Raw genomic sequence first — 16,558 nt, 5'->3', positions numbered from 1 at the left:
GCGGGATTATAGACATAGGCCTTGCGGCGGAACAGCGAAAGGTGAGGGCCTTCGCTAATTCATGGCCGGCGCAGGATCTTGCCCGGATTCATCTGCCCCAGCGGGTCCAGCGCTCCCTTGATCCGCGCCATCAGATCCAGGTCGACGCCCGGCTTGTAGTGGGCCAGTTCGTCCACCTTGAGGCGTCCGATGCCGTGCTCGGCGGAGATGGAGCCCTCCATCTCGACCACGATGTCGTGGACGATGCGGTTCATCTCCTCCCAGCGGGCCAGGAAGGCGGCCTTGTCCGCCCCTTCCGGCTGGGTGAGATTGAAATGGGTGTTGCCGTCGCCCAGATGGCCGAAGGGTACCACCCGCACGCCGGGCATGGCGGCCTCCACGGCGCGGGTGCAGCGGCGGATCATCTCTGGCACGCGCGACGTGGCCACCGCCACGTCGTGCTTGATGGAGCCGCCCTCCTTCTTCTGGGCCTCGGGAATGGCTTCGCGGATGCGCCAGAAGTCGGCGCGCTGGGCATCGCTTTCGGCGATCACCGCATCCACCGCCAGCCCGTCCTCGAAGGCCTGGCCCAGCATCTCCTCCAAGGCCTCGCGCAGGCCGCCGGGCCGCGACGACGACAGTTCCAGCAGCAGCATCCAGTCATGGAACGCGGCAAAGGGGGCGCGCACGCCGGGAACGTGGCGCATGCCCAGTTCCAGCCCCCGGCGGGGCACCAGTTCGCAGGCGGTGACCGAATCGCCGCTGGCGGTGCGGGCGCGGGAGAACAGGGGCAGGGCCGCCTCGAGATCGGCCAGGGCGACGAAGGCGGTGGCGATCTCGCGCGGGCGGGGGAACAGCTTCAGCACGCAGGCGGTGACGATGCCCAGGGTGCCCTCGGCGCCGATGAACAGGTGCTGCAGCGCATAGCCGGTATTGTCCTTGCGCAGCCGCTTCAGCCCGTTCCACACCCGCCCGTCGGGCAGCACCACCTCCAGGCCCAGCACCAGATCGCGGGTATTGCCATAGCGCAGCACATTGGTGCCGCCGGCATTGGTGGAGATGTTGCCGCCGATGCGGCACGAGCCCTCGGCGCCCAGGCTGAGCGGGAACAGGCAGCCGGCCTCTTCCGCCGCCTGCTGCAGATTGGCCAGCACGCAACCCGCCTCGGCGGTCAGGGTGAAGTCCACCGGGTCGACGGCGCGGATGCGGGTCAGGCGCTCGGTGGAGATCACCACGCTCTGTCCGTCCTCGGACGGCACGCCGCCGCCGCACAGGCCGGTATTGCCGCCCTGGGGCACCATGGGAATGCCGGCGGCGGCGCAAAGCCTGACCACCTCGGCCACCTCGGCGGTGGAGCCGGGGCGGACGACGCCCAAGGCGGCGCCTTGGTACAGGCCGCGCTCCTCCACCAGATAGGGGGCGAGGTCGGAAGCCTCGGTGATGACGTTGCCGGGGCCGACGATGGCGCTCAAGGCGTGGAGAATGCTCATTTCTGTTTGTCCCTCAGACGCCGGGCGGGCGCTTGCGCGCCCTTGGCTCCTCCGCTGCGCTCCGGGCGCCTCAATGGCGCCGCGCTTCGGCTTCGCCTCGCTCGAAGTTTGTCCCTCAGGTGCCGGGCGGTCGCTGGCGCGCCCTTGGCTCCTCCGCTGCGCTCCGGGCGCCTCAATGGCGCCGCGCTTCGGCTTCGCCTCGCTCATTTCTGTGTGTCCCTTGGCGCCGCGGCGCGCTTCAGGCGGTCGTTGATGGCCAGACCCAGCCCTCGCCCGGGGATGGGCATGACGGCGATGCCCCGATAATCGGGGCGGTCCAGGGCGCGCAGCATGGCGAACAGATGGGCGGCGGCTTCGCTCAGGTCGCCCTTGGGCGACAGGTTGAGGACGCAATCGGGGGCGGGGCCGAAACCCAGCAGTGCTTCGCCCGGCTCGGCCCCGGTGGCGTTCAGGCGCACCGGCAGGGCGGGGGCGTAATGGCTTTCCAACTGGCCGGGCGAACGCGGCGCGTCGGGGGTCTCCAGGGCGCGGCGGATGGGACGGCCCAGGGCGGCCTCCAGCTCGTCGGCGGTGATGCCGCCGGGACGCAGCAGGGTGGGCGGCTCCTCGGACAGGTCCAGCACGGTGGACTCCACGCCGACCCGGCAGGGGCCGCCGTCCAGCACCATGGCGATGCGGCCCTCCAGGCATTGGGCCACGTGCTCGGCTCTGGTCGGGCTGACGCGGCCCGAGCGGTTGGCCGAGGGGGCCGCCAGGGGGCGGCCGGCGGCCTTGATCAGGGCCAGGGCCACCGGATGGTCGGGCATGCGCACCGCCACCGAGTCGAGACCGGCCGAGGCCAGCAGCGAGACGGGGGAATCGGCGCGGCGCCGCAGCACCAGGGTCAGGGGGCCGGGCCAGAAGCGCTCGGCCAGCAGATGGGCGTCGGCGCCAAGCTCCACCAGGGCGGCGGCCTGTTCCAGGCTGCTGACATGGGCGATCAGCGGGTTGAAGCTGGGGCGGCCCTTGGCCTTGAAGATGGCGGCCACCGCTGCGTCCGAGGTGGCGTCGCCGCCCAGCCCGTAGACCGTCTCGGTGGGAAAGGCCACCAGCCCGCCCTCGGCCAGCACCCGCCCGGCCCGCGCGATGGCGGCCGGATCGGCGGCGAGGATGGAAACGGGGGCATGCGTGCTCATGCCCGGACCATAGTCCATTCCCGCCCCGGCGGAAAAGGGGGGACCTACTGCCCCGCCACCGTGGACAGCGCCCGGATGAAGGCTCCGAGGCCGGAGCGGCGGACCGGGACGAAGGGCTTTTCCCAACGGCGGCACAGGCGCTTGACCTCGTCATGGGCGCCGTGGCTGACGCTGTCCACCGGGAACAGCACCGCGTCGGCGCGGCCGAACAGGGAGTGCAGGCGGCCCATGCTTTCCTCGAAGCCGCCGTCGTGGTGGGTGAAGGTGCCGCCGGCCTCTTCCACCAGCCGGCGGAAATGGGGTAGGTGCTGGTTGCGGCCGCCGACGAACAGGATGCAGCGGCCGCACAGATCCAGCCGGGCGCAATCCTCGCCGCACTCGGCCACGCCGTCGGTGGGTGGGGACAGTGTGGCGGCGAGGCGGCTTTCCGAGGCGGCCAGCTCGTCGCGCATCTCGCGCAACTCCCGCTCCAGGCGGTCGGTCTCCGCATCCCGGTCGCGGGCCTGGGCCTGCAGGCGGCGGGCCTCGTCCTCGGCCACCTGGCGGAAGGCGGTTTCCACCTCCAGCAGGTGACGCATCTCGCCCAGGGTATGGTGCAGCCGGTCCATCTCGCCGGCCGATTGGGCGGCATGGGCGAGACGGCGGGATTCGGCGGCTTCCTGGTCGAGCAATTGGCGCAATTCGCGGATCTCGGCGTTGCGCTTGCCGATCTCGGCCTTCAGGCGGTCCTGCTGCCGCGCCACCTTGGCCTCCAACTCGGCCTTGTCGCGTTCGAGCTGGTGGATGGATTTGAGATCGGCCCGCGCCGCCGCCCCCACCTGATGGGACAGCATGTGGATATCGCCGAAGATGCGGTTGCGGAGCGAATCCGTGGCATCCGGATGGCTCATGGCCGCCCAGCAGGCGGCGGCCACCTCGCCCCGGGTCAGGCCATCCTCCCACCACGCGGCCAGGGAATCCTCGCCCACCAGCGACTTGGCGCGGTTGATGGCGGCGGCGTGCTTGCGGTCGAGAAGCTTGGTCAGGGCCTTGCCCACCAGCCGCTCCCGCGACGCCAGATGAATCATCCCGGTATGGATTTCATAGGCCCGCGGCCGGGCCGACGGCATCCGGACCTTGAGGCGAGTGGCGGCCCCCTTCAGCTCACCCAGGCTGAGGCAGGTGCCGATGATGGTGCAATGCCATTGGCTGTCGATTTCCCACAGCCGGGCGCGGTGACGCGGAGAGTCGGCGGGCGGGGCGAAGGCGGGGTGGCATTGCTCACACATAGACGGCTCCTGAGATGCAAATGCGAATTACTCGCAATTTGCTCCGGGCGGAGCCTCCCTGTCAAGCGGTCTTCGCCAGCCCCGTCGCTTCCAGCAGCGGCTCCACCGCCGAGCCTCCCACCAGCATGGCGCTGTAGGAATCCATCATCTCGGCCCAGTCGTGGAACACCGCGAACAGGCCGGTGTTGATCTCCTCGGTCACCGTCAGCGGATCGGGCGGGGGCAGATCCAGGAACGCCTCGGCCTCGCCGCCCTCGAAATGGACCTGCATGCCGCTGCGCCGCGCCAGGGCCACCATGGAGCGGTTATCCGACAGGCACAGGGTGTAAAGCTTCTCGGCCCGGCGGTTACGGGCGAAGGACGCCGCCTGACGCAGCAGCTTGGAGCCGATACCGTCGGTGCGATGGTCCTGGTCGACGCTGACCCCCACCTCGGCCAGCGAGCCGTTGAGCGCCACATGGGCGGCGCCCACCAACTGGTCGTCGGCGAAGGCGGCGAGAATCAGGTCGTCGATGCCGATGGCGGCGACATAGTCGTCGATCACCTGATCGGCCACGCCGGAGCGGGCAAAGCGCAGGCGGCGGTCATCGGGCGACAGCCGCTTCAGGTGATCGGCATAGGCGGCGCGTTCATGGGTATAAAGTCTGCGGATCAGCATGGCCGACCTCCTTCAACTGGTCTGACCATGAGATAGGCAGTTTATGTTGCAGTGCAACATAAACTTATGTGTCAAGGGATGCATGGGGGCATGCGGGGCTGTCGCCCGCCAAGGATTGTCGGGCCTCGCCAAAAGCGAAAAGGCCGACGGACGAACCGGCGGCCTTTTCTGACGCTTCTTGCAGGGACGGCCCCAGGGGCGGTGTCGCGCGCCGCCACAACCTCTTTAGGTTGTGAGCCGTCTCCAAGTCACCGTACGTGCATTACGGCGGCTGTTGGGTGGCGGGAAACCCGTCACCCGAAAATAGTCGCGCAATTCCGCCAAAAAAGCAAGGAGTTTTACCTGCGCCCCTGGTGCGGGATGCCGCCCTTTTTGAGGGAATTACCCTCGTCCGCGGGCAATGAAGTCGGGGTTGAGGAACTTGGGTGTTTTGCCATAGGCCATGGGAAGGCCGTCAAAGGTGGTGACGCTGCCGCCTGCCGCCATCAGCACGGCGCTGGCCGCCGCGATGTCCCATTCGCTGGTGGGGCCAAAGCGGGGATAGAGGTCGGCGGCGCCCTCGGCCACCAGGCAGAACTTCAAGGACGAGCCGGCGAAGCCCAGGGTGGCCCCGGGGAACTGCGCCATCCATTTGTCCAGGGACTCGGGCTCGCGGTGGGAGCGCGACGTCATGATCACGGCGCCCGACGCGGGGAGCGGGCGGCAGGCGATGGGGCGGCGGCCGTTCGCATCTTCCTTGAAGGCGGTGGCGCCGGTGCCCGACCACAACTCGCCGCGTGCCGGGGCCAGCACCACGCCCAGCACCGGAACGCCGTCCCGGATCAGGCCGATATTGACGGTGAACTCGCCGTTGCGCTTGATGAATTCCTTGGTGCCGTCCACCGGGTCCACCAGCCAGAACGGGCCGGAGCCGATGGCGGGGATGGTCCCGGCCGCCACGGATTCCTCTGCCACCACCGGCACGCCGGGGGTCAGGGCGGCGAGGCCGGGCAGGATGATGGCCTCGGCCCGCTCGTCGGCCTCGGTGACCGGCGAGGAATCGGTCTTGTCGCGCACGGCGAAGTCGGAGTTGTAGACCTCCATCACCACCGCGCCGGCCCGGCGGGCCAGGTCCTCCAGGGGGCGAAGCAGGGGCGCGAGATCGGCGGGCAGGGTCATTCGAGCTTTCCGTTCAGGGCGTTCCACACCGCCAGCGGCGTGGCCGGCATGTCCATATGGCGGAGTTCCAGGGCGTTGCATAGGGCATTGATCACGGCGGGCGCCGCGCCGATGGTTCCCGCCTCGCCGGCGCCCTTGAGCCCCAGGGGGTGGGTGCGGCACGGGATTTCCACGGTGGAAAAGTCGATCTCGGGGATGTGGGCGGCGCGGGGCACGGCGTAATCGATCAGGCTGGACGTCAGCGGCTGGGTGCTTTCCGGGTCGAAGACCGCATGTTCCAGCAGGGCCTGGCCGATGCCCTGGACGGCGCCGCCGACGATCTGGCCCTTCAACAGCAGGGGATTGAGCACGGTGCCCACGTCGTCGACGATGGTGTAGCGGACGATTTCGGTCTCGCCCGTCTCGGGGTCCACCTCCACCTCGCAGACGTGGCAGCCATTGGGAAAGGTGGCGGCCGGGGGACGGAAGCGCAGGCTGGCCGCCAGGGGCGTTTCCGCTTCGGCCAGCACCTGGGCGAAGGACACCGAACCGCCCGCCGCCCGGTAAAAGCCCGCGTCGAACTCCGCCCGCTCGGCCTGCAGCAGCCGGGCGGCCTGGGGCTGCAGGTGCTCGATGAAGGATTCCACCGCCGAGGCGATGGCGCCGCCCTGCTGGGACAGCGAGCGCGACCCGCCGGTGCCGCCGCCCGTCCCGATCCGCCGCGTGTCGCCCTGGATCACCCGGACGCGCTCGATCGCGAGGCCAAGCTCGGCGGCGACCATCTGGGCATAGGCGGTCTCGTGACCCTGGCCGTTGGACTGGGTGCCTACCAGGATCTCGGCCCCGCCGTCGGGCGAAAGCGTCAGGGTCACGTCCTCGCCCGAGGTGCCGCCGCAGATTTCGATGTAATAGGCGAGGCCGATGCCGCGTTTCCTGCCCCGGGCCGTGCTGTCCGCCTGCCGGGAGGCGAAATCCGCCCAGCCGGAACGTTCCAGCGCCCGGTCCATCACCCGGGCGAACTCGCCGGAATCATAGGTGTGGCGTCCGGCGCTGGCATAGGGGAAGGCGTCGGGCGGAATGAAATTGCGCTTGCGGATCTCCACCGGCGACAGGCCGGTGTCGTGGGCCGCCGCATCCACCAGCCGCTCGATGCAATAGGCCGCCTCGGGCCGCCCGGCGCCGCGATAGGCGTCCACCGGGGTGGTGTGAGTATGGATGGCCCGCACCCGGGCATGGAAGGCGGGAATGTCGTAAACCCCGGTCAGCATGCCGGTCCCCGCCAGGGTGGGGACGAAGGCGCCGTAATTGGAGATATAGGCTCCCAGGTCCGCCACGGTCTCCACCTGCAGGCCGAGGAAGCGGCCCTCGGCGTCGAGGGCGAGGCGGGCCGTGCTCAGATGGCCGCGTCCGTGGGTGTCGGACAGGAAGCTCTCGGTGCGGTCGCCGGTCCACTTGACCGGTCGGTCGAGAATCCGCGCCGCCACCAGCGCCATGGCCTGTTCCGGGAAGGGGCTGATCTTGAGCCCGAAGCCGCCGCCCACATCGGGGGTGATGACGTCCAGGCGGTCGGCGGCGATGCCGAGGACGGGGGCGAGGCGGTCCCTGATCTCGTGCACGCCCTGGCTGCCGGCGGTCAGTTCCAGCCGCCCGCCGGGCAAGGGCCGGGCCAGGCAGGCCCGCGGTTCCATGGCGGTGGGAGCCAGGCGGTTGTTGATCAGGTCAAGTTCCACCACCCTGGCGGCCCGGGCGAAGGCCTCGGCCACCCGGGACGCGTCGCCCATCTCCCAGACAAAGGCGTCGTGGGGCGTGGCGGGTAAGGGATGGTAGTCCACCAGCACCGCCTCGGCGGCATCGCGGGCCTGGGCCAGGGTCTCGGCCACCACGAAGGCCAGGGGCTCGCCCGCGTGGCGGGTGCGGGGACCGGCGATGACCGGGCGGGGGTGCCGGGGCACCGCGTCCTCGGGCAGGAAGCCGCAGACCATGGGGCCGATGCCCTGTTCGGCCATCTCGGCCGCGGTGAGGACCAGCAGCACGCCGGGCATGGCCCGCGCCGCCACCGCATCCACCGTCACATCGGCATGGGGCAGCAGCGAGCGCACCACCATGCCGTATGACTGACCGGTCAGGTTGATGTCGTCGGTATAGCACCCGCCCCCGGTGAGGAAGCGCAGGTCTTCGACCCGGGTGCGGCTTTGGCCGAAGCCGAAGCGCTTCATGGCGCCACCGTGGCTATCATCCCGACGACCATCGGGAGGAGGGATCGCATTCTGGCAAGGCTTGCCCGATCTGGCCCCGTCGCGCCGGGTGGAGATCCCTCGGCTACGCTCGGGATGACAGGCGGGGGGCTCACTTGCCGATCTCCACCGCCTGGAAGCGCGAGGCCTTGAAGCTTGGCGACCAGTGGCCGGGGGGCATGCCGGCCTTGGCCTTGAGGTGGGCCAGGAAGGCATGCTTGTCGGGCAACTGCTCCCACACCGAGGGCAGGAACAGGGCGCGCCTTCCGCCATCCTCGATGATCAGGCCGTCGGTGCGCGGCCGCAATTGCTCCAGCATGTGGGCCTCGTCGCGGAAACTCATGGGGACGGGGGGCGTGAGGACGGAGAGCGACAGGGAAAGCCCCTCCAGCTCCTCGGGGGTCAAGGGCGGAAAGCGCGGGTCCTTGAAGGCGGATTTGAAGGCGTTGTCCACCAAATCCTCGGCCAGGGGGCGCCAGGCGATCACCGAACCGATGCAGCCGCGCAAGCCTCCCTGGCGGTTCAGGGTGACGAACACCGCGCCGGGCTGCCCCAGAATGCCGGGACGCTCGGCGGGCGGGGCGGCGGGGCTTCCGGTCTCCAGCCCGTGGCGGATGGAGGCCCAGGACAGTTCCAGCAGGGTCTGGCCCACGGCCTTGATCTGGTCGGCGTCGCTCATGCGTGTCTCCGTCTCAAACAGGGCCCAGGCGCCGTAACCCACCACCCGGTCCTTCGGCCCGGCGGTATCGCCGGAATTGCGCACGTCCAGGGTGACGATCTCCAGCCCCCGGCGCTTGGCGGCGGTCAGCAGCCCGCCCACCGGAAGACGGCCGCAGGCGCCGTCGCGGGACAGGGCGGCGGCATCCATGTGCTCGATGGCGGCGACGGTCTGGCCGTCGGTGCTGCGGCATTGCTCGTAGGGCAGATAGTGGGAGAGGTCGGTGGAGATGACGATCAGCGTCTCGTCACCGCCCCACAGGGCCTCCAGCAGCCCGGCCACCATCTCGGGCGAGGAATCGCCGATCACTACCGGCAGCAGGGTGAACTCGCCGATGGTGGCCTGCAGGAAGGGGACGTGCACCTCCAGGGAATGCTCCTGGGCATGGGCCTGATCCAGCACGCCTACCCCGGCCACGCCCGCGAGGCGCGACCAGTCCTTGTCCAGGGGCACGGCGCCCAGCGGCGAGGCCCACTGGTCCGCCGAGGACAGCGCCATGCCCTGGAACGCCACCCGGTGGCTGGGGCCCAGCAGCACCACGCGGGACCAGCTGCCCCGGAAGGGCTTCAGCAGGGCATAGGCCCCCGCCGCCACCGGGCCGGAATAGACCCAGCCGGCATGCGGCGCGATCAGCGCCTTTGGCCGACGCCCGGCGCAAGGCGCGGCGACCGCGCCGTCGAGAAAGGCGGTGAGCTGCCGGTTGGCCTCGGCGAAATCGGCGGGATAGAACTGTCCTGCCACGGCGGTGGGGCGGATGGCGGTCATGGCGGCCTCGGGCGCGAAAATGTGACGCCGATATGGTACTCTTCCCCCATGAACGACGCCATCCAGGGTTCACACTTTCCGGGACGCTACTGGCATGCCCTCGACGATGGGCGGGTGCAGTGCGACGTCTGCCCGCGCGAGTGCAAGCTGAACGACGGCCAGAGGGGGCTCTGTTTCGTGCGGGCCAATGATGGCGGAGCGATGGTGCTGACCACCTATGGCCGCTCGTCCGGGTTCTGCGTCGATCCCGTCGAGAAGAAGCCGCTCAATCACTTCCTGCCCGGCACGCCCATCCTGTCCTTCGGCACGGCGGGCTGCAACCTGACCTGCAAGTTCTGCCAGAAAATCCTGACAGATGATTATTTACATATAAAATCCATGAATATCAGTGTGTTATGAAATCTGTGTGTGGATAAAAATTTTAACACACAGTTTTACACACAGATTTATCTTTGAAAATTCAGTCAGATCCAATATGCTCGTTTTGCGCCAACACAGTTTTTGACACAGGTGTGCGGGACGGGGATGGAGCAGGTCGTTCTAAACGATGGTGAGATAACGCTTTACAGGCGTCCGGATGCTAGCAAGCGCGGCGTATGGCAGTGCAAGCTTCGCTTAAAGGGTGGGGCCTCATTGCGGCGCTCCACCAAGTCTAGTGACATTGATGTCGCCAAGGCATTCGCTCTTGAGCTTTACAGTTTTGAAGTTCTGGCTGAGCACCAAGTCGTATCCCCGGAAAAACATTCATTCGAAAATGGCGACATACTGCTCTACCGGCGCACCGATACGGTGAACGGGCCGTGGCAAGCGCGGATTAAAACTCCCAAAGGGGATTGGCTTGTAAAAAGTACGCGCCACAATGATCTGGCTGAGGCTTTAAGTGCGGCAAGGGACTTAAAGCGAGAAGTGGAGATCAAAGAGAGACACGGCATTCCTTACGGGAGGCACAAATTCAGCCGAATCTGGAAGAAATGGCTGGATGAGCGAGGCGTGTACTATACGCAAAATAGGATTAAAACATTCGAGGGATTTGCCCGGAGGTATTTCTTCGAGTATTTCGATGAAAGGGCATTCGATCTCATTGATGACCTGTATGTGGAAAAATATTGGAGCTGGAGGATTAATTACTGGCGCAGTCATTCGGACGAACTTCAGCGTCTTTCAGGTAAGGTTGCGGTCGAGCCATCCTCGGCATTGCTGTATGCCGAAAAAGATGCGCTTTCCCAATTTTTCAAGTGGGCGGAGCGCAATAAGTTTATTGCCCGCAAGCCACAGCTTGAGGTCCCGGTAAAGCTGGAAAGAAATCGCCGCCCAGCTCTGGAACACCCGCAGTGGGTCAAATTTCTAAAGAAAGCCAAAGAATGGGAACGGGAATCGCCTCGCCCACAGCACTTTGTCCCCCGCACGATGGCTCGCCTTTTTTGTGAGTTGCTAGTGCATAGTGGACTTCGGCCGCTAGAGGCCAAGACCTTGCGGTGGAGGGACTTTTCCGCATTTAAGGACGAAAACGGCCAAAATCAACTTGTCATACACGTCAATCCCGCGAGAAAGACCGGTGAGAGGGATACCGTCCCAATGCCTGTGTGCTGGAGTGTGGTTGAGGAATTGATCCGATTTCAAAAGAAACATCAATTGCCTTGTGAGCCAGATTCATGGGTGTTTTGCAATTTTAACGGTACGCAGTTAGGCGCAATAGAGAGGCCTGTCGAAAAAGCTTTTGAGTTTTCGAAAATAACCCATGACAGATTCGGCAGGAAATTTTCAGCCTATTCCTTCAGGCACACCTACGCGACCTTCCGCCTATTGTATGGGGATAATGTGGATGCTTACACGCTGGCAAAAAACATGGGAACCAGCGTGGAGATGATCGAGAAGCACTATGGTCATGTCTCTAATATGCAAAAAGCCACTGTGCTCACTTCCGTAAGGAAGAATATCCCGGAAGGCTTGGATAGCTTCCAGGCACGCATGATCACACGGGTCAATAAAGAGAAAACTGCACCGGTGCTAGTCAGGCGGCAAAAGGTGGACAAGAAGGCTGGAGGTTCACCGAAGGATGGCGAATACTTCATTCGAATCGAAAATGACGTTCCAGATGTCCGTACCCGAAAATAAGTGCAGCAGCTTTGCAAGTGCCTGGCATTTGCCTTGATGCCTCATCGCTAGCTGGCGCCCGCAGATTTCGAGTTCGCGCGATTTTCCGCTCGCACAGCGGCGTTGTCGATTTATGCTAGTTGGGCGGCGGGCCCTTCGCAAATCGCGTTGTATGAGCGTTAAAACGCGTTTTTGAGCGAGGCTATGCGGCAGGGATGCCCTGTCCGGTGAAAGCACAAAACGCCGCAACAGCGGCGCTTCATGAATTTTAAGTATTAAAATTTTCTGATCTGCTCTTTTGGCACTATTCAATATTCATCGGCGAGCATGATCGTGAGCACGCGAACGGTTTTTTGCGGATCAGCAGGATCATCGCTGGCGTAGGTAATCGACGGATCGTAGTAGTCGATTTTCCACATGGCCTTTGTACCTGCTACATCCACCGCACCCATGTCATGCTCGCCATATGGATCGTTGCTTTGATCGAATTGATCGAACTCACGGACGGTGGTGATAATGGCGCGGCCCAGCCACTCCTCAAGGGCCTGTATGCCGGATGTGATGTAGACCTTGCCGCCGATGCCATACTGTCGGAGCTGATCATTCAATTCGCGGATGATTCGGATGCGTTGCATGCGATGGCTCCAAAAAGAAAAGGGGGCCGAAGCCCCCTATGGTTCCTCTACTTCTTAGTCATTCGCTTACGAGCGGTGATTGCCTGGGCTTCGAGCACATCATCCAGCTCACCCGCTTCAGCGGCAGCCTTGACGGTGTTCAGCGTGGCGGCCACATCGGACAGGCTCTTGCCGCACACCACTGTGGGCTTGGACTTGTTCGCACCGAGCGTCAGCGGCTGATTGGCATACTTGGGAGCCAGATAGAAAACATCACCCTGGAGGAACCACCAGGGTCGCACCTGCACATCATGGCTTACCTGACGGTGCGATCCATCTTCACCCGTGATGCGACGCACCTTCTGGACGGCGAAGCTCTTACCCGAAATCGCCGCTTCAACGGCACCGATCTGATTGACCACGGCGGCGATGAACTTGGAGCGGGCACGGGTCTTGGTATTCATCGCATTCCGCGAAACCTTGGGCGGAGCAATGGTGGAAAATTCGAGGTTCTTGATGGACATGATTGCCTCCAGGGCGTGATTGCACTGGAGCTAACGTCACCCAATTGGATTCATGGGTCTCCCCTGAAAGGGAATTATCTTCATGCGTGAAGATAATTTTAGAGATATCAGCCTAACCGGCTCCATACATGGGTTTAAAGGTGGCCAATTGGCCACCATCTTCCCGAAATCCCAAAATAATGCTGATCATAGCGAATTCAATTGGCCTAATTCCCGCATCGAAAGCTAAATATACATGTAGGTCAGTGTGGTTCAGTCGACGTGCCTTTATGGGATGTCTAGTGTTGAAGATAGCGCATTGACCTGCTTGATTAACTGGATAAGGAAATGAATTTAATTTATTTCAAAGAGCAATTTACGTCAGATGTTCAGTCGCGTGTTCGTCATGTGTTGAATAGGGCGGAAGCCCAAAGTCGGGTGTTTGGAGCCCACCACTCTGCCTTGGTGCAGGCCTGGGCCTCATGGATAAACACACGACGACAAACACATGACGCTTCCCTACGGGATGTTCCTTCGGAACACATGACAGGAACACGCGACGGGAACACAGGACGTGAATGTGTTGATAAAATTTCAGCTCAACCCGCAGATTTCATGCATGCGGAATTGCATTCACAGATAAATACAAGTGCCAGCAAGGCCAGTTTCATTGCCTGCCAGTTAATCAAACCAAGGGCGACGTTTCCAGCGTCGCCCTTTTCCACGTTTGAATTACAAGGAGGCAAATGTAATGAAACAAATATTCAAACTTTGGTACAACACGAACCCCAAAAAGGGCTCAAAATTCCACAAAGGCTACAGCATATCTGTTGAGGTTGATGCCGTTGAAGCTTTTTATCTAAATTTCCACACTCCGGATCATTGGTACCTGCAAACCAGCGCCCCAGCTCACGTCACAGCCGAGCTGATGGACAAAATCCCGCAAATCAACGGTGAGCGCGACGCTGATTACATGGTGCTCGCTGACTTCAAACCCAAGCTGTATGGCCAGCACATACCGCGATGGACGTGCTTGCTTGATCCGGCAGGCAGTTTGCCTGAGCTGATCTTTGTCAGTTGGGACGACGAACTCAGCATTCAGTGGTTGATGTGCCGGGAGCTCAACCGAGGAGGCAATCGCCGCAACACCCACGTTTGGCAGGACGACTACAACGCCTTGGGAATCAGCGGCGTTCGCAAGCCGCAGGCAGCACAGGTTGATGGGATTGTATCCAATAAATTTCAAGCTGAACTTGGCTCCCAAGCCGCACCATATGGGAGGGCGCCACTATGAAATCCAAGGAAAGTTACGGCTACCTCATTGAATTTACCGCAGTGCGCTTCCACAAGGAGTTCATGGATGAAGTGGTTCCTCGCGGATACAAGAAAACGTGGTGTCCAATTTATAAGCGAGAGCTAATGGGGATGTTCGGTCATGAGGTTGATCCCGACCAATATGCCAGCAGCAGCTATTACCTGGGCCATTTGCCCGAGAAAAACATCCTGCTCCTCAAAATGCGCCATTTGGGCATCAAGCGGATTTGGCGAGTGGACGTGACGGTTTGACAAGCAACGAAAAGGACGACCTCAAATCGTCCTTTTCACATAACGCATAGCCATGTCGTCCAGCTTGGCCTGTAGCTTTTCATGCCGAGATATGCGGGATTGCATGTTTCCGAGATCAAGTTGCTCGGCATGTGCATGCCCCCCATACATCAACCCACGAAATGCTGTCAGCTTTTGCTGTGTTTCCAGGTAACGCTGTCGCAACAGCTTCATTCTGTGGACGTGCTTCAATGTCAGCTTTGGGGGCTGGTTGGGTATGGTCACAACACGTCCATTTTCGTGATCGACAGACCGGCTCGGCTTCTTACGCACTTTCAGCCTGTTGAATTTCACGTCATAGGACAGATCGGCGGACAGTGGTGTTTGGATGATTTCGTAAAGACGCATGTTGATACCCTCGGTTTAAGGGTATTTAGCCATTTTCACCACGTATGGCGCCTTGAAATAACTTCTTACGCTCGCAGCCTATCGAGGAACGAGTCGATGTTCTCGATCAGGTTGGAGGAGTCCCGTGACATGGATTGGGAGGAGTGCGAGACCTCGGCGGCTCCGTCCAAGGCGTTTTTAGCCGCCGCCTGAACCAGAGAGATGGCCTCCGATACCGACTGGGTGCCGGTAGCCGCTTCAGCTACATTGCGGGCAATTTCCTGGGTGACAGCATTCTGTTCTTCCACCGCACCGGCCACGGCGGCGGACGTTTCCTCGATCTGAGCCACCGTCACGCCGATTTCGGACATGGCCTGAACGGCCTCCTTAGTCGCGTCCTGGATTTGCGAAACCTGCTGTGTAATGTCCTCGGTCGCTCTGGCTGTCTGGTTGGCAAGGTTCTTCACCTCATTGGCCACCACGGCAAAGCCCTTGCCGGCCTCGCCGGCACGGGCCGCCTCGATGGTGGCGTTCAGCGCCAGCAGGTTGGTCTGGCTGGCGATATCCTGGATTAGACTGACCACGTCGCCGATACGCTGAGCAGCATTGCCAAGGGTCTGCACCACTGAATTGGTTTGCTCTACCTTACCGCTGGCTTCCTGGGCCGTAGAGGCAGCGCGATTGACCTGTTGGGTGATTTCGCGGATCGAAGCCGAAAATTCCTCGACCGCTGAAGCGACAGCCTGCACATTAACCGAAGCCTGCTCCGCCGCTGCCGCGACTGTCATGGCCTGTTGCGAGGTATCCGATGCCTGGGCCGACAGGTTGGAGGCATTATCCGCCAGCGCCGACGAGGCTCCTCCAACCGCCCGAGCAACCGGTCGAACCTTCTCCTCTGCGAAGGCTACAAATGCCTTCTCATTGGTCTCCATCATCGCCAAAGACCGGTTGATGGTGGTGGCGAAGGTCACGAAATCTCCCCGCAGCCCCTTGGTCAGAATGGTACGGAAATACTTCCGCTGATTTGCGTACTGCATCGCAGTGTTGGCCTCCTTGGCGAAGGCTTCCGAGAGGTCGAGCACACGGTTGATGCCGCTCAGCAATGACGCGATGGGGTGACGGCGGTCGATGTTGGTGATGCGGGCGTTCAGATCCCCCTGGGCGGCGGCGGCAACGACGCGGGTCGCCCGATCAACGAATTCTGCGGTCTTGCCGACCCTGACCCGCAGGCTGGCACCAATGAGCAGTCCGGCTCCCCCCAGAACGAGGCAAAGGATCAATTCCATCCATTGAAGACCACCGAGTGGACCGCCCGTCAGGGAAATGATCGCCAGAACCGTCAAGGCGATCACGATCACGATCAACAGGGACGATGCCTGACGACTATCGATATTGGGCAGCATGGCGTCCCCCTAACCGTTGATGACACTGAAAATGAAACGGTCGTAGGCATCGAACCCCGCCTGCGACACGGCAGCGTTGAGCATGGCCCAGGATGCCTGCAGACCGGCCTTGCGGTCGCCATGCTTCTGTTCTTCGGCAAGAAGACGCTTGTACAGCGGCTCGATAGCCTGGAGCGCCTTGCGCTCGGGAACTCGCCGATTGGAGTGGTAGCCGATAATGGAGGAACCGCTGGCATCAAAATTCGGGGTGACATGGGCCAGAACCCAGTAATTGTCACCGTTTTTCGCCCGGTTGTTCACATAGGCGAACAGCTCGTTGCCGCTGGAAATGGTGTCCCACAGCAGCTTGAAGATGCACCGGGGCATTTCGGGATGGCGGATGATCGAGTGGGGCTTGCCCAGAAGCTCATGCTCCTCGAAGCCGCTCACGTCCAGGAAGACATCGTTGACGTAGACCAGCTTTCCCTGTGGATCGGTCTTGCTGACGATGATCTCGCCGTCCTTGAAGGTGCGTTCACGTCCGGTCAGCGATGTATTGGGTGGAGCCATTCCGTCCTCCGTCGATATGCTGGCGCGACTCAAGCTGGC

The 16,558-nt window shown here is 62.9% G+C and carries 15 protein-coding genes and 1 pseudogene; 4 read left to right on the top strand and 12 right to left on the bottom strand.

Features of this window, described 5'->3' with window-relative positions; translation table 11 throughout:
- Positions 1-59 precede the first annotated feature (59 nt).
- The 7 genes from AMB_RS18795 to amrB form a co-directional block, all read right to left on the bottom strand.
- Entirely contained in the window at positions 60-1,469 is a 1,410-nt protein-coding gene (locus tag AMB_RS18795) for an FAD-binding oxidoreductase (RefSeq protein ID WP_043745229.1), read from the bottom strand.
- 203 nt (positions 1,470-1,672) lie between these two features.
- The gene (locus AMB_RS18790) at positions 1,673-2,644 is read right to left on the bottom strand and encodes an L-threonylcarbamoyladenylate synthase (protein ID WP_043745227.1); all 972 of its coding nucleotides are present in this window, start codon (positions 2,642-2,644) and stop codon (positions 1,673-1,675) included.
- A gap of 44 nt (positions 2,645-2,688) precedes the next feature.
- Positions 2,689-3,912, bottom strand: a complete 1,224-nt coding sequence (locus AMB_RS18785; RefSeq protein WP_011386067.1) for a DUF2325 domain-containing protein — start codon at positions 3,910-3,912, stop codon at positions 2,689-2,691.
- A gap of 61 nt (positions 3,913-3,973) precedes the next feature.
- Entirely contained in the window at positions 3,974-4,570 is a 597-nt protein-coding gene (locus AMB_RS18780) for a GNAT family N-acetyltransferase (RefSeq protein WP_011386066.1), read from the bottom strand.
- A gap of 381 nt (positions 4,571-4,951) precedes the next feature.
- Positions 4,952-5,728 (bottom strand): 3'(2'),5'-bisphosphate nucleotidase CysQ, encoded by a 777-nt coding sequence (cysQ, locus tag AMB_RS18775; RefSeq protein WP_011386064.1) that lies wholly within the window; start codon positions 5,726-5,728, stop codon positions 4,952-4,954.
- A complete protein-coding gene (locus AMB_RS18770) occupies positions 5,725-7,923 on the bottom strand; it encodes a xanthine dehydrogenase family protein molybdopterin-binding subunit (RefSeq protein ID WP_011386063.1) in 2,199 nt (732 codons plus the stop codon). The genes cysQ and AMB_RS18770 overlap by 4 nt, the downstream gene beginning before the upstream one ends.
- A 130-nt stretch (positions 7,924-8,053) precedes the next feature.
- On the bottom strand, positions 8,054-9,424 hold the full coding sequence (gene amrB, locus AMB_RS18765) for an AmmeMemoRadiSam system protein B (RefSeq protein WP_011386062.1): 1,371 nt from the start codon (positions 9,422-9,424) through the stop codon (positions 8,054-8,056).
- Positions 9,425-9,472: 48 nt separating this feature from the next.
- Between amrB and AMB_RS18760 the strand changes: the two are divergent.
- Positions 9,473-9,766 (top strand): annotated as a pseudogene (locus AMB_RS18760) (AmmeMemoRadiSam system radical SAM enzyme); the annotation flags it as partial.
- A 183-nt stretch (positions 9,767-9,949) separates the two neighbouring features.
- Positions 9,950-11,539, top strand: a complete 1,590-nt coding sequence (locus tag AMB_RS18755; RefSeq protein ID WP_043745222.1) for a tyrosine-type recombinase/integrase — start codon at positions 9,950-9,952, stop codon at positions 11,537-11,539.
- Positions 11,540-11,826: 287 nt separating this feature from the next.
- On the opposite strand, the gene AMB_RS18750 is transcribed toward AMB_RS18755, so the two are convergent.
- Complete coding sequence (locus AMB_RS18750) at positions 11,827-12,153, bottom strand: DUF3768 domain-containing protein (protein WP_011386061.1); 327 nt, start codon at positions 12,151-12,153, stop codon at positions 11,827-11,829.
- A 47-nt stretch (positions 12,154-12,200) separates the two neighbouring features.
- Positions 12,201-12,656: a hypothetical protein gene (locus tag AMB_RS18745; RefSeq protein WP_011386060.1), complete on the bottom strand. Its 456-nt coding sequence runs from the start codon at positions 12,654-12,656 to the stop codon at positions 12,201-12,203.
- 730 nt (positions 12,657-13,386) lie between these two features.
- On the opposite strand from AMB_RS18745, the gene AMB_RS18740 reads away from it, so the two are divergent.
- Complete coding sequence (locus AMB_RS18740) at positions 13,387-13,929, top strand: hypothetical protein (RefSeq protein ID WP_043745220.1); 543 nt, start codon at positions 13,387-13,389, stop codon at positions 13,927-13,929.
- The gene (locus AMB_RS18735) at positions 13,926-14,201 is read left to right on the top strand and encodes a hypothetical protein (RefSeq protein ID WP_011386059.1); all 276 of its coding nucleotides are present in this window, start codon (positions 13,926-13,928) and stop codon (positions 14,199-14,201) included. The genes AMB_RS18740 and AMB_RS18735 overlap by 4 nt, the downstream gene beginning before the upstream one ends.
- 21 nt (positions 14,202-14,222) lie before the next feature.
- Here the strand turns inward: AMB_RS18735 and AMB_RS18730 are convergent, their stop codons facing one another.
- The 3 genes from AMB_RS18730 to AMB_RS18720 all read right to left on the bottom strand — a co-directional run bounded on the left by AMB_RS18730 (position 14,223) and on the right by AMB_RS18720 (position 16,519).
- Positions 14,223-14,588: a hypothetical protein gene (locus AMB_RS18730; RefSeq protein WP_011386058.1), complete on the bottom strand. Its 366-nt coding sequence runs from the start codon at positions 14,586-14,588 to the stop codon at positions 14,223-14,225.
- Between the two features lie 65 nt (positions 14,589-14,653).
- Positions 14,654-15,970 (bottom strand): methyl-accepting chemotaxis protein, encoded by a 1,317-nt coding sequence (locus tag AMB_RS18725; protein WP_011386057.1) that lies wholly within the window; start codon positions 15,968-15,970, stop codon positions 14,654-14,656.
- A 9-nt stretch (positions 15,971-15,979) separates the two neighbouring features.
- Positions 15,980-16,519 carry a PAS domain-containing protein gene (locus tag AMB_RS18720; protein WP_011386056.1) on the bottom strand — a complete coding sequence of 180 codons (540 nt, stop codon included), beginning with the start codon at positions 16,517-16,519 and terminating at the stop codon, positions 15,980-15,982.
- Between the last annotated feature and the right edge of the window lie 39 nt (positions 16,520-16,558).

Origin of the sequence: Paramagnetospirillum magneticum AMB-1 (genome assembly GCF_000009985.1) — a bacterium.
GTDB classification, from domain to species: Bacteria; Pseudomonadota; Alphaproteobacteria; order Rhodospirillales; family Magnetospirillaceae; genus Phaeospirillum; species Phaeospirillum magneticum.
The sequence above is the reverse complement of the archived record's forward strand: the minus strand, read 5'-3'. Positions and strand labels throughout refer to the sequence as shown.

What these genes read in the sequence shown, in the direction of transcription:
- AMB_RS18795 (WP_043745229.1), bottom strand. Translation starts at nt 1,469, where the DNA reads ATGAGCATTCTCCACGCCTTGAGCGCCATCGTCGGCCCCGGCAACGTC.
- AMB_RS18790 (WP_043745227.1), bottom strand. Translation starts at nt 2,644, where the DNA reads ATGAGCACGCATGCCCCCGTTTCCATCCTCGCCGCCGATCCGGCCGCC.
- AMB_RS18785 (WP_011386067.1), bottom strand. Translation starts at nt 3,912, where the DNA reads ATGTGTGAGCAATGCCACCCCGCCTTCGCCCCGCCCGCCGACTCTCCG.
- AMB_RS18780 (WP_011386066.1), bottom strand. Translation starts at nt 4,570, where the DNA reads ATGCTGATCCGCAGACTTTATACCCATGAACGCGCCGCCTATGCCGAT.
- cysQ (WP_011386064.1), bottom strand. Translation starts at nt 5,728, where the DNA reads ATGACCCTGCCCGCCGATCTCGCGCCCCTGCTTCGCCCCCTGGAGGAC.
- AMB_RS18770 (WP_011386063.1), bottom strand. Translation starts at nt 7,923, where the DNA reads ATGAAGCGCTTCGGCTTCGGCCAAAGCCGCACCCGGGTCGAAGACCTG.
- amrB (WP_011386062.1), bottom strand. Translation starts at nt 9,424, where the DNA reads ATGACCGCCATCCGCCCCACCGCCGTGGCAGGACAGTTCTATCCCGCC.
- AMB_RS18755 (WP_043745222.1), top strand. Translation starts at nt 9,950, where the DNA reads ATGGAGCAGGTCGTTCTAAACGATGGTGAGATAACGCTTTACAGGCGT.
- AMB_RS18750 (WP_011386061.1), bottom strand. Translation starts at nt 12,153, where the DNA reads ATGCAACGCATCCGAATCATCCGCGAATTGAATGATCAGCTCCGACAG.
- AMB_RS18745 (WP_011386060.1), bottom strand. Translation starts at nt 12,656, where the DNA reads ATGTCCATCAAGAACCTCGAATTTTCCACCATTGCTCCGCCCAAGGTT.
- AMB_RS18740 (WP_043745220.1), top strand. Translation starts at nt 13,387, where the DNA reads ATGAAACAAATATTCAAACTTTGGTACAACACGAACCCCAAAAAGGGC.
- AMB_RS18735 (WP_011386059.1), top strand. Translation starts at nt 13,926, where the DNA reads ATGAAATCCAAGGAAAGTTACGGCTACCTCATTGAATTTACCGCAGTG.
- AMB_RS18730 (WP_011386058.1), bottom strand. Translation starts at nt 14,588, where the DNA reads ATGCGTCTTTACGAAATCATCCAAACACCACTGTCCGCCGATCTGTCC.
- AMB_RS18725 (WP_011386057.1), bottom strand. Translation starts at nt 15,970, where the DNA reads ATGCTGCCCAATATCGATAGTCGTCAGGCATCGTCCCTGTTGATCGTG.
- AMB_RS18720 (WP_011386056.1), bottom strand. Translation starts at nt 16,519, where the DNA reads ATGGCTCCACCCAATACATCGCTGACCGGACGTGAACGCACCTTCAAG.